8 protein-coding genes are annotated in these 12,670 nt (G+C 66.7%); 5 read left to right on the top strand and 3 right to left on the bottom strand.

What is annotated here, in order from left to right; all coding sequences use genetic code 11:
- The first annotated feature begins 181 nt into the window (after positions 1-181).
- Positions 182-3,094 carry a M16 family metallopeptidase gene (locus tag AC3D24_RS09645; RefSeq protein ID WP_489030152.1) on the top strand — a complete coding sequence of 971 codons (2,913 nt, stop codon included), beginning with the start codon at positions 182-184 and terminating at the stop codon, positions 3,092-3,094.
- Between the two features lie 156 nt (positions 3,095-3,250).
- On the opposite strand, the gene AC3D24_RS09640 is transcribed toward AC3D24_RS09645, so the two are convergent.
- From AC3D24_RS09640 to AC3D24_RS09630, 3 genes are all read right to left on the bottom strand, one after another.
- On the bottom strand, positions 3,251-5,035 hold the full coding sequence (locus AC3D24_RS09640) for an AMP-dependent synthetase/ligase (protein ID WP_489030150.1): 1,785 nt from the start codon (positions 5,033-5,035) through the stop codon (positions 3,251-3,253).
- A gap of 185 nt (positions 5,036-5,220) precedes the next feature.
- Positions 5,221-6,957: a gamma-glutamyltransferase gene (gene ggt / locus AC3D24_RS09635; protein ID WP_489030148.1), complete on the bottom strand. Its 1,737-nt coding sequence runs from the start codon at positions 6,955-6,957 to the stop codon at positions 5,221-5,223.
- Between the two features lie 182 nt (positions 6,958-7,139).
- Complete coding sequence (locus AC3D24_RS09630; RefSeq protein WP_489030146.1) at positions 7,140-8,165, bottom strand: quinone-dependent dihydroorotate dehydrogenase; 1,026 nt, start codon at positions 8,163-8,165, stop codon at positions 7,140-7,142.
- A 298-nt stretch (positions 8,166-8,463) separates the two neighbouring features.
- Between AC3D24_RS09630 and AC3D24_RS09625 the strand changes: the two genes are divergently transcribed.
- The 4 genes from AC3D24_RS09625 (at position 8,464) to AC3D24_RS09610 (ending at position 12,624) form a co-directional block, all read left to right on the top strand.
- Positions 8,464-8,892 carry an SUF system Fe-S cluster assembly regulator gene (locus AC3D24_RS09625; RefSeq protein WP_489030144.1) on the top strand — a complete coding sequence of 143 codons (429 nt, stop codon included), beginning with the start codon at positions 8,464-8,466 and terminating at the stop codon, positions 8,890-8,892.
- Positions 8,893-9,016: 124 nt separating this feature from the next.
- Complete coding sequence (gene sufB, locus AC3D24_RS09620; RefSeq protein WP_056057660.1) at positions 9,017-10,507, top strand: Fe-S cluster assembly protein SufB; 1,491 nt, start codon at positions 9,017-9,019, stop codon at positions 10,505-10,507.
- 153 nt (positions 10,508-10,660) lie between these two features.
- Entirely contained in the window at positions 10,661-11,404 is a 744-nt protein-coding gene (gene sufC / locus AC3D24_RS09615) for a Fe-S cluster assembly ATPase SufC (RefSeq protein WP_120299889.1), read from the top strand.
- Between the two features lie 146 nt (positions 11,405-11,550).
- Positions 11,551-12,624: a SufD family Fe-S cluster assembly protein gene (locus AC3D24_RS09610; protein WP_489030142.1), complete on the top strand. Its 1,074-nt coding sequence runs from the start codon at positions 11,551-11,553 to the stop codon at positions 12,622-12,624.
- Positions 12,625-12,670 lie beyond the last annotated feature (46 nt).

The raw sequence follows: 12,670 nt of genomic DNA, 5'->3' as shown, positions 1-12,670 counted from the left end.
CAGTTCGTGGCCCAGTTCGGCTTCGACCGTCATCTCTACCCTGCATCCAGGCGCGTCGCCGGCGCCGATCCCCTTGTTCGAACACGATATAGGCCACGTGTTGGACGAAATGATGGCACCGAAGACGGCGCGGTGCGGGGCGGCGCTGGCGATGCGCGCGCGGGGGCGCTACAGGTGAGCCATGGTGTCCTTTTCGCGCTTGTACCGCGCTCCCGTCCTTCTCCCCGTCATCCTTGGCCTCGCAATCCCCGCGAGCGGGCAGATGGCGACGCAGCAGGCAACATCCACGCCTGCCAAAGAGGCGCCGACGCTTCCCGAACTGAGCGGGATCGATACGACCGCGTGGCTCTACAAGGGCAGCGATCTCACGCGGGATCCGGAGTGGAAGTTCGGCACATTGCCGAACGGCATGCGGTTCGCGGTGCGCAAGAATGGCGTGCCGCCTGGCCAGGTGTCGGTGCGCGTGCGGATCGATGCCGGGTCGCTGAACGAGACCGACAGTGAACGCGGTTTTGCGCATTTCATCGAGCATCTGTCGTTCCGCGGCTCCGAATACGTGCCGGATGGCGAGGCCAAGCGCGTGTGGCAGCGGTTCGGCGCGACCTTCGGGTCGGATACCAACGCGCAGACCACGCCGACCTCGACCACGTTCAAGCTCGACCTTCCTTCTGCGACTGAAGCGGGGCTCGACGAGAGCCTGAAGATCATGTCCGGCATGATGGAAAAACCGACGATCACCGACGCATCGGTCGCCGCCGAGCGCCCGATCGTGTTGGCCGAACAGCGCGAGCAGCCGGGGCCACAGGTACGGTTCGGCGATGCGATCCGCTCGACGTTCTTCGCCGGGCAGTCGCTCGCGGATCGTTCGCCGATCGGCAACATCAAGACGCTGGAGGCGGCGACCGGCGCGACCGTGAAGGCGTTTCACGATCGTTGGTATCGGCCGGAGAACACCGTCGTCATCATCTCCGGCGACATGGATCCGGCGTTGTTCGGACGGTTGATCGTCAAGAACTTCGCCGACTGGAAGCGTACCGACCCGGTCGTGCCTGCCCCCGATTTCGGCAAGCCCGATCCGAAGGCACCGGTCTCCGCGACGATCGCCGAGCCGGCTATTCCGGCGGTGGTAACGCTCGGCGTGGTGCGGCCTTGGGAATACAAGGACGACACCGCGATCATGAACCAGGAACGGCTGGTCGACGTACTCGCCACCCGCCTGATCAGTCGGCGTCTGGAGACGCGCGCGCGCGCTGGCGGCAGTTACCTGCAAGCCGGCGTATCGATCGACGACGTGTCGCGATCGGCGAACCTGACGAGCGTCAACATCGTGCCGATCGGGACCGACTGGGAAGCGGCGTTGAAGGACGTCCGCGCGGTGATCGCCGACGCGCAGACCAACGCGCCGAGCCAGGCCGAGGTCGACCGCGAATACGCCGATTTCGACACGATCATGCGGACCAGCGTGGAGACCGCGCGGGTCGAGGCCGGGTCGAAGCAGGCGGACGACATGGTCGGTGCGCTCGACATCCGCGAGACCGTGGCGGGGCCCGAGACGTCGTACAAGATTTTGCAGGACGCCAAGGCGAAGGGCATGTTTACGCCCGCGACCTTGCTCGCATCGAGCAAGGCGATCTTCGAGGGGACCGCGACGCGAGCCCTCGTGAATACGCAGACGCCTGATGCGGGCGCTGCGGCCAAGCTGGCGACCGCGTTGAAGGCGGACGTTTCGGGTCTTGCCGGCAAGCGGCGCGCGCAGGCGGCGGTCGACTTCTCGAAGCTGCCGTCGCTCGGCAAGCCGGGTGTCGTCGCGAGCCGCGAAAAGATCGCCGCGTTCGACATGGAGCAGGTGAACTTTGCCAACGGTACGCGCGTGCTGCTGTTCCCGAACGCGGGCGAGACCGGTCGCGTCTATGTGCGCGTGCGGTTCGGCGGGGGGTATACTGCGATCCCTTCGAACCGCTCGACTCCGGCGTGGGCGGGTGATCTCGCGCTGGTCGCGGGCGGTATCGGCAAGCTCGACCAGGGCGATCTCGACCAGTTGACCGCGGGTCGGCGGATCGGGCTCGATTTCGGGATCGACGACAATGCGTTCACGCTGAGCGCGATCACGTCGCCGGCGGATTATGCGGATCAGTTGCGGCTGATGGCGGCGAAACTCGCGTTCCCGGCGTGGGATCCGGCGCCGGTGGCGCGTGCTCGCGTGGCTGCGCTGGCGGGGTTTGCCGGGTATGATTCGTCGCCGGACGGTGTGTTGTCGCGTGACCTTGAAGGCCTGCTCCGCGCGGGCGATCCGCGTTGGGGGACGCCGTCGAAGCAAACCGTCGAGGCGCTGAATGCGAAGGACTTCCGCGCATTCTGGGAGCCTATCCTCAAGACGGGTCCGATCGAGGTCTCGATCTTCGGCGACGTGAAGACCGAGGAAGCGATCGCCGCGGTCGCCAAGACGTTCGGGGCGATGAAGCCGCGGACGGCGGTATGGACGGTCGGCGCGCCGGTGGGCTTCCCCGCGCACAACGCGACGCCGGTGATGCGCGCGCATACCGGCCCGGAGAACCAGGCGGCGGCGGTGATCGCATGGCCGACCGGCGGCGGGATCGACAATATCGTCGAGGCGCGGCGTCTCGACGTGCTGGCGCAGGTGTTCAGCGATCGGCTGTTCGAGCGGCTGCGGCAGGCGGCGGGCGCGAGCTACAGCCCCAACGTGTCGAGCCAGTGGCCGGTGGGCATGAACACCGGCGGTCGGATGGTCGCGATCGGGCAGGTTGCGCCGGACAAGGTGGCGTTCTTCTTCCAGATCGCGCGGCAGATTGCGGCGGAGCTGGTGTCGACGCCGATCGCGGCGGACGAGCTGGACCGGATCAAGAAGCCGATGGGGCAGTATATCCTGCGCGCCTCGACCGGGAATCAGTTCTGGTTGCAGCAGCTCGGCGGCGCGACGTTCGATCCGCGCCGGATCGCGGCGACGCAGCGGATTGCGAGCGATCTGGTGGCGACGACACCGGTGGAGTTACAGGCGACGGCGGCGAAGTATCTGCGGCCGGAGAAGGATTGGACGATGGCCGTGGTGCCGACTGCGGCGCCTGCGAAGAAGTGATCTTCTAGTCCCTCTCCCCACTGGGGAGAGGGAGGGAGGAGCCGCTTGGCGACGGAAGGGTGAGGGGCGTTGGCGGAGGCGTTGCGAGCCTCACGCCCCTCACCCTCCCACGCGCAAGGGCGCGCGGGCCCCTCCCTCTCCCCGTGGGGGAGAGGGTTATTTGTAGAGCGCGTCCAACCTCTCGCCGTAAGCCTGTTTCAGGACGTGGCGGCGGATCTTTAGGCTGGGGGTCAGCTGCTCGTTCTCGATCGTGAACGGGCCATCCGCGAGCACGAAACGCCGGATGCGTTCGGTGACCGTCAGCTCCTTGTTCACCCGCTCGATCGCGTGACCGATCGCGGTCCTGAACTCGCTGTTCTCCGCCAGCCGCGCGAAGCTGCACGCGTCGCCGTTGGCCGCGCACCATTCCTGCGTCCACTCCGGATCGGGCACCACCAGCCCGACCATGTACGGCCGCTTGTCGCCAGCAATCATCGCCTGCGCGATCTCGGGCTGGAGCGTCAGCATCCCCTCGACCTTTTGCGGGGCGACGTTCTCGCCCTTGTCGTTGATGATCAGGTCCTTCTTGCGGTCGGTGATGCGGATGCGGCCGCGGTCGTCGATCTCGCCGATGTCGCCGGTATGAAGCCAGCCGTCCTTGAGCACCTTCGCCGTCTCGGCGTCGTTGCGCCAATAGCCGTGCATGACGAGTTCTCCGCGGACCAGGATCTCGCCGTCCTCGGCGATCCGGACCTCGGTGTCGTTGAGCGGCGGGCCGACCGAGTCCATCCGGACGCCGGCCTTGGGGCGGTTGCACGAGATGACGGGGGCGGCTTCGGTCTGGCCATAGCCTTGCAGGAAGGTGAGGCCGAGCGCCTCGAAGAACAGGCCGACCTCGGGATTTAGCGGTGCGCCGCCCGAGATCATCGCCTTCAGCCGGCCGCCGAACTTCTTCGAGATCTTCGGTTTGAACAGCGTGGCGACGGCGGCCTGCATCGGGCGATCAATCAGGCGCAGGCGGCCGGCGTAGCGCTTGCCACCGATGTCGAGCGCCTGGCGCAGGAGGTACGCCGAGGCGCCGCCCTGTTTCTCGATCGTCTTCGAGATACGCGTGCGGAGGACTTCGAACAGGCGGGGGACGACGAACATGATCGTCGGTCGCGTCTCCTCGATGTTGGCGGCGAGTTTCTCCAGACCCTCGGCGTAGTAGATCTGGCCGCCGAGCGAGATCGGGAAATGCTGGCCGCCGGTGTGTTCGTAGGCGTGGCTGAGCGGCAGGAACGACAGAAACACCTCGTCGTCCCAGCCGAAATCCTCCGAGATCACGCTCGCGCAGCCGGCGCAATTGTGCAGGATCGCGCCGTGGTGCTGCATGACGCCGCGCGGCGCGCCGCCGGTGCCCGAGGTGTAGATGATGCAGGCGAGGTCTTCGCGTACGAAGTCGGCGCGGGCTGCGGCGGTCTCGGGGGCGGTCTGGTGCGCGGCGATCAGCGCGTGCCAGTTGTGGAAGTCGATCCCGGCGGGGACCTTCATGTCCTCGAGGCCGATGACGGTCTGCGCCTGGTTCGAGCGGATCACCGCGGGGAGCAGCGTCTTCGCGAGTTTGGCGGTCGAGACGATGATCGCGCAGGCGCCGGCGTTTTCGATGATATGGAGGTGATCGCGTTCGGTGTTGGTGACGTAGGTCGGCACGGTGATGCAGCCCGCGGCCATGATCGCGAGGTCGCTGAGGCACCATTCCGGGCGATTCTCGGCGACCAGCATGACGCGGTCGCCGCGTTTCAGGCCGATCGCGGTGAGCGCGGTGGCTAGGCTCGCGACCTGGCGGGCGGCTTCGGCCCAGCTTGTCGCGACCCACGTGCCGCTAGTCTTGGTCCAGAGGAACGGCGCGTCGCCTCGTTCGGTGGCGCGCGCGAAGAACATCGTGACGAGGTTCGGGAAGCGTTCGAGCTGGCGGGCCATTGTCTCTCCTGAACTGCTCTGCGAGCTTGCCTTGGCGGGGTGCTCGATCTTTGGGGTGGTATAGCCCGTTCGAACGCCCCCGTCATGCCGGGCTTGTTCCGGCATCCACCGTTCCGCAATCTCTCTGCTGTCGAGTACGCGGAAAGGTGGACCCCGAAACTAGTCCGGGGTGACGGAAGGGCGTGTCATTCCGGCGCGCGCTGGAGGGCGCCGACGCGTTGAATGTTGGTGACGGTACCGTCCTCTGAGATCGCGACGCCTTCGCTGCGGGGGTCTGCGGCGCCGACCCATTTGCCGCCTACGCGCTCGATCGCGTTTGCCTTCAGGCCGAGTGCGGCCACTTGGACCGTCTCGCCTAGCGCCTGCAAGGCGGGGACCATTGTTTCACGCTCGGTACCCTTCTCCGCAGCAGCGACGTGGCCCGGTGCATAGAGCAGCCCCAGCGCGATCGAATCCTGCGCAGACAGTTTCCAGTCGACCACGCCGATGATCGCCTTCGCCACCTGCGCGATGATCGTCGAACCGCCTGCCGCGCCCACAGCGAGGCGGACCTTGCCGTCGGGGCCGTAGACAATCGTCGGCGACATCGAGCTGCGCGGCCGCTTGCCGCCCTCGACGCGGTTGGCGACGAGCGCGCCGTCCTTTTCGGGGACGATGTCGAAGTCGGTGAGCTGGTTGTTGAGGACGGTGCCGTCGACCGTGATGCCGGAGCCGAAATAGCCCTCCACGGTGGTGGTGACCTCGACCACGTTGCCGCGTGCGTCCACGGTGGCGATGTCGGTGGTGCCAGCGACTTCGCTGATCGGCGCGCGGACGCGGGCGGGGGCGCCGGGGGGCGTGCCCGGTGCGACGGTCGCCATCGTCGTGGTGGGGGAGATCAGGGCCGAGCGCGACGCGAGATACTTGGTGTCGAGCATGCCCAGCACCGGCACGCGGACGAAGTCGGGATCGCCGACGTACAGGTCGCGGTCGGCATAGGCGAGCCGCGAGGATTCGGCGAACAGGTGCCAGGCTTGCGCGCTGTCCTTGCCGAGCTTGGCCATGTCGAAGCGTTCGAGCTGCTTGAGGATCATCAGCACGGTGATGCCGCCGGACGAGGGCGGACCCATGCCGCAGACGCGGTAGACGCGGTATTTGACGCAGACCGGCGGCCGCGACTTCGCGTCATAGCTGGCTAGGTCGCCGAGCGTCATCTTCGACGGATTTCGTGCGGCGGTGTTGACCGCGGTGACGATCTTCTGCGCCTGCGGGCCGACGTAGAAGCTGTCGGGGCCTTGGGTGGCAATGCGCTGGAGGAGCGCGGCTTGGGCGGGGTTCTTGATCGTGGCGCCGATCGCGATCGGTGAGCCGTCGGGGGCGGAGAAGAGCCGCCGCGTCTCGGGCGTGATGTGGTCGCCGTATGCCTTCATGCCGTTGACGAGGCGCGGCGAGGCCTGGAAGCCGTTGGTCGCGAGGCGGATCGCGGGGGCGAACAGTTGTGCCCAGGGGAGCTTGCCCGAGGCGCGGTGCGCGAGCGCCATGCCGCGTAGCGCGCCGGGGATGCCGACGCTGCGGCCGCCGGGGACCGCGTCGCTGTGGCTCAGCGGCGTGCCGTCGGGGGCGTAGAACCAGTGTGCGTCGGCTGCGGCGGGTGCTTCTTCGCGCGCATCGATCGTGCTGAGCGCGCCGCCGGCCGCGTGGGAGATCCAGAAGCTGCCGCCGCCGATGCCCGAGCTTTGTGGTTCGACGACGTTGAGCGCCAGCATCGTCGCGATGGCGGCGTCGGTCGCGCTGCCGCCGGCTCGGAGGATCTCGACGCCGGCGGCAGCGGCGCGGGGGTCTGCGGCGCTGACCATGCCCTGGTCTTTGGCCGGAACGGGTTGGCGCGCCTCTACGGTAGCGGCGGGGACGAGGAGGGCGAGCGCTAGGAGGGAGGTCTTCATCGAGCGCGAGCGTAGCGTGGTTCGAATACGAGGCAACCCGTCTCGCAACCTTGCGATCCTCCCCCGCCAGGGGGAGGTGGCGCCGAAGGCGACGGAGGGGGAGGACACGGAACACAGGTTGTCCCTTTCCTCCCCCTCCGTCTGGCAAGGGCCAGCCACCTCCCCCTGGCGGGGGAGGATCGTTAGGCGTCCACGCCCACCGCATCGCTGACTGTCGCAAATCCGTCGCGATTCAGCAGCGCGTCGAGTTCGCGGAGGATGTGGGCGGGGAGGCCGGGGCCTTCGTAGACCAGCGCGGTGTAGAGCTGGACGAGGCTCGCACCGGCACGGAGGCGGGCATATGCTTCGGCGCCGCTGTCGACGCCGCCGACCGAGATCAGGGGAATCGCTGCGCCGGTCGCCTTGCGGAAGTCCGACAGGCGTTGGCGGGCCAGCGGGGCGAGGGGGGCTCCGGAGAGGCCGCCGGTTTCCTGGGCATTGGCCGAGCGCAGGCTGGGGCGGGAGATGGTCGTGTTGTTGACGATCAGCGCGTCGATGCGGTTGTCGAGCGCGGCGCGGGCGATGTCGTCTATGTCGGCGGGTTCGAGGTCGGGGGCAACCTTGAGGAAGATCGGCGTCGTGCCCTTGGCGGCGGTGCAGGCGGCGAGGAGGTCGCGGAGCGCTGCTCCGTGCTGGAGATCGCGCAGGCCGGGGGTGTTGGGGGAGCTGATGTTTATAGTGATGTAGTCTGCGTGGGGTGCGGCTCTGGTAACGCCGTGGACATAGTCGGCTGTGCGATCCGAAACGTCCTTGTTCGCGCCGACGTTGATTCCGAGAACGCCGTTCCGCTTTGCGCTCTGTGCCCGGGGAAGCGCGCCATTGAGGCCGCCGTTGTTGAAGCCCAAACGGTTGATCACCGCACGGTCTTCGGGAAGGCGGAAGATGCGGGGTTTGGGGTTGCCGGGCTGCGCGAGCGGCGTGAGCGTGCCGATCTCGACGCTACCGAAGCCCAGCCCGAAGAAGCCGTCGATCGCGCGGCCGTCCTTGTCGACGCCTGCCGCCAAGCCGACCGGGTTGGGGAAGGCGATCCCCGCCACGGTCGTCGCGAGCCGCGGTACGCTGGGGGCGAGCGGCGCGCCGGCCTTCCCCCATGCGCCGAGCGCGGCGATGGTAAGGGTATGCGCGCGCTCGGCGTCGAGGCGGAACAGGATCGGGTGGTAGAAGGCCATGCGCGTCGTCCTTGCTCCTTCCACTGGTCGGGAAGGGTCATTCTTGCTCCCCTCCCTGGAAGGTAGGGGCTGGGGGTTGGTTGGTCCGTTAGCTGGTGCTCCCTGACGTCAGCAGCCGACCCACCCCCGACCCCTCCCTTCCAGGGAGGGGGGAAGTCAAGCTTTCGGGTCGTGTGCGATGCACAAAACAGCGCTCTAGTTGCGAGTCGTTAGCACCCCTGGCCGGGTTGACGATGCACTGCACAAAGCCCATTTGACCAATCGGATCATATCGGTCCGATTGGACTCCTAAGCCATCATGCGTCTTTCCAGCCTAGCCGACTATGCGGTCGTGATGATGAGCGCCGCGGCGCGTCATTGCGGCGGTATCGCGCGGCTGAACGCGACGCTGCTGGCGGAGGAGACCGGCGTGCCGCTTCCGACCGTGCAGAAGCTGGTGAGCCGGCTGTCGGCCGCGGGGCTGATCGAGAGCACGCGCGGCACTGGCGGCGGCTTCCGCTTGTCGCGACCACCGGCGATGATCTCGCTTGCCGACATCATCGAGGCGGTCGAAGGTCCGATCGCGCTGACGTCGTGCGTCGATGGCGCGTCGCAGGATTGCTGCGTCGAGCAGACGTGCAAGGTGAAGCCGCACTGGAACGCCGTCAACGGCGCGGTCCGCGGTGCGCTCGCCGGCGTGTCGCTCGCCAGCCTTTCGCAAACCCCGGTTTTACAGGTGCCCGTATAATGCGCGCAGCGCCTTACCCCTTCCTCCGCGCTCTCTGCGCCTCTGCGCGCAAAAGTACTTGTTCGCGCAGAGACGCAGAGATCGCCGAGTTTTTAGAGAGCCGCGTCGCGGCGGAGATGGAATGATGGCTACCCGGAACGCTGAGGCTTACGCCGCCGCGAACAAGACGTACGAGTGGGGTTTCTCCTCGGACATCGAACAGGAATTCGCGCCGAAGGGTCTGTCGGAAGACACGGTGCGCTTCATTTCCGCCAAGAAGGGCGAGCCGCAGTGGATGCTCGACTGGCGGCTGAAGGCGTTCGCGTTGTGGCAGACGATGGAGGCGCCCGACTGGTCGAAGCTCAACGTCCCCCCGATCGATTACCAGGACGCGTATTATTACGCGGAGCCCAAGGCGAAGCCAAAGCTTGGGTCGCTCGACGAGGTCGATCCGGAGATCCTGCGCGTCTACGAGAAGCTCGGCATTCCGATCGGCGAGCAGAAGATGCTGGCGGGCGTGGTCGAGGATCCGCTGAACGAGGACGGCACGCCCAAGCGCCGCGTCGCGGTCGATGCGGTGTTCGACAGCGTCTCGGTCGCGACCACGTTCCGCAAGGAGCTCGAGGCCGCGGGCGTGATCTTCCGGTCGATCTCCGAGGCGATCAAGGAATATCCCGATCTCGTCCGGAAATGGCTCGGCAAGGTCGTGCCGCAGCGCGATAACTATTTCGCGACGCTGAACTCGGCGGTCTTCTCCGATGGCACGTTCGTCTACATCCCGGAGGGCGTGCGCTGCCCGATGGAGCTTTCGACGTATTTCCGGATCAACGCGGAGAATACCGGGCAGTTCGAACGCACGCTGATCGTCGCAGACAAGGGGTCGTACGTCTCGTATCTCGAGGGCTGCACCGCGCCGATGCGCGACGAGAACCAGCTTCATGCCGCCGTGGTCGAGCTGGTCGTGCTCGACGATGCCGAGATCAAGTATTCGACGGTGCAGAACTGGTATCCGGGCGACGAGAACGGCGTCGGCGGGATCTATAACTTCGTCACGAAGCGGGCGCTGTGCCAGGGCAAGAACTCGAAGGTCAGCTGGACTCAGGTCGAGACCGGCAGCGCGATCACGTGGAAATATCCGTCGTGCGTGCTGCTCGGCGATGGCTCGGTCGGCGAGTTCTATTCGGTCGCGGTGACGAACAATCGCCAGCAGGCCGATACCGGCACGAAGATGATCCACCTCGGCAAGAACACGCGGTCGACGATCGTGTCGAAGGGGATTTCCGCGGGGCGTTCGGACAACACCTATCGCGGGCTGGTGCGTGTCGCGCCGACCGCGGAGGGCGTGCGGAACTTCACGCAGTGCGACAGCCTGCTGCTCGGCGACCAGTGCGGTGCGCATACCGTGCCGTATATCGAGGTCCGCAACCCGTCGGCGCAGATCGAGCACGAGGCGACGACGTCGAAGATCTCCGAGGACCAGCTGTTCTACGCGATGTCGCGCGGGCTGGATCAGGAGGCGGCGGTGGCGCTGATCGTGAATGGCTTTGCGCGGGAGGTGCTGCAGCAACTGCCGATGGAGTTTGCGGTGGAAGCGCAGAAGCTGCTGGGGATTTCGTTGGAAGGCTCTGTGGGGTGAACCCCCTCGTTCCGTCATTCCCGCGAAGGGCGGGAATCCACTCTGCCTTTCGCGCATGCGGATGGGTGGATTCCCGCCTTCGCGGGAATGACGGGGTAGGGTTGGCGTAATTGGCGCCTCGCATTTTAGAGATTTGGAATTGGGCTACATTCGATGCTGAAAATTGAAAACCTCCACGCCGAGATCGACGGCAAGGAAATCCTCAAGGGCCTGTCGCTCGAAGTGAACGCGGGCGAGGTGCACGCGATCATGGGGCCGAACGGCGCGGGCAAGTCGACGCTGGGCTATGTGCTCGGCGGGCGGCCCGGCTATGAGGTCACGGCGGGCTCGGTGACGTTCGACGGCGTCGATTTGCTCGAGCTGGAGGCGCATGAGCGCGCCGCGGCGGGCGTGTTCCTCGGCTTCCAGTATCCGGTCGAGATCCCCGGCGTGTCGAACGTCCAGTTCCTCCGCGAGGCTTTGAACGCCCAGCGTGCCACGCGTGACGAGAAGCCGCTGTCGGGGGGCGAGTTCCTGAAGCTCGCGCGCGGGCAGGCGGATCTGCTCGGCATGGATTACGACATGCTCAAGCGGCCGGTGAACGTCGGCTTTTCGGGCGGCGAGAAGAAGCGCAACGAGATGGTCCAGATGGGCATCGTCAACCCGAAGTTCGCGATCCTTGACGAGACTGATTCGGGTCTCGACATCGATGCACTGCGCGTCGTCGGCGACGGCATCAACCGCATCATGCGCGCGCCCGACAAGGCGGTGCTGCTGATCACGCATTACCAGCGGCTGCTGGATTATGTGGAGCCGGACTTCGTTCATGTGCTGGCGGATGGGAAGATCGTCCGCTCGGGGGGCAAGGAGCTGGCCAAGCAGCTCGAGAGCGAAGGCTATGTGGGGATCGCGGCGTGAGCCTCCTGTCGAAAATCCTCCCCGGTACGGGGAGGGGGACCAGCGAAGCTGGTGGAGGGGGGGCTCCGCTGGGCGTAGCGTCCGTGGAAGCCCCCCTCCACCCCGCCGCTACGCGTCGCGGTTCCCCTCCCCGTGCCGGGGAGGATTTGAAGATCGAACTCCCCTCTACGCGCGAGGAATCCTGGCGCTGGGGTGATCCGGCGGCGATTGCGGCTGCGGCTGAGCTGCCGCGCGGGGCTGCGCTGGATGCTGGCGAGTGGTTTCTTGACTTGCCGGGTGCGCGGGCGGTGTTCGTCGATGGTGTGCTCGACGAGGCTCGGAGCGATCTGCGGCACGTCGCAATCGCGCACGTCGATGGCGGCGCGCATGTGCTTGGCCGTCGTACTACCGGTACCGGGTGGTCGATCCGGGTCGAGGCGAACGCTGAGGCCGAACTGATCCAGATCGTCCATATCGCGACGGGCGGCGACAACCAGCTTCCGGCGGAGATCGTTCTCGTCGCTGGCGCGAGCGCTTCGGTGGTCGAGACGTATGTCGGGGCTGGCTGGTCGAACCGGTCGACGCGGATGATGCTTGGCAAGGGTGCGAAGCTTACGCGGGCGGTGCGGTTGCTGCAGGCTGATGGCTTCGTGTCGTTGCGCGACAAGGTCGAGATCGGGGCCGAGGCAAGCCTGATCGTCACTGTGTTGGGCGCGGGCGATGCCGGGACGCGCATCGATGGCGCGATCACCGTGACGGGTGACGATGCATTTGCCGAATATGGCGGCGCGTTGCTGACGCGGAACGACCAGCGGCAGGAGTGTGCGGTGTCGGTGCGGCATGCTGCGCTGAACGGGCAGAGCAAGCAGATCTGGCGTGCGGTCGCGGCGGACAAGTCGACCGCGAGCCTTGCGGCGCGGGTCGAGGTGGCGCGCGATGCGCAGAAGACCGACGGCGTGCAGTCGCTCCGCGGGTTGCTGTTGCAGCGCACCGCGACGGTGAACCTGAAGCCCGAACTGGAGATCTTCGCGGACGACGTGAAGTGCGCGCATGGCGCGACGGTCGGCGAGCTCGATCAGCGGGCGCTGTTCTACATGCAGAGCCGCGGGATCCCGCACGCCAAGGCGCAGGCACTGCTGACGCGCGCGTTCGTCGGCGATGCGTTCGTCCAGATCGCGGACGAGACGGTGCGCGAGGCGTTCGTGGCGGATGCAGATGCGTGGCTGGAGCGGGCGCTGTGAATGACGGGACAGAAATCCTCCCCGGCACGGGGAGGGGGACCAGCGT

The organism is Sphingomonas sp. SL1004 (assembly GCF_057815015.1).
Note: the sequence above shows the minus strand (reverse complement) of the source record. Positions and strands in the feature narration are given on the sequence as shown.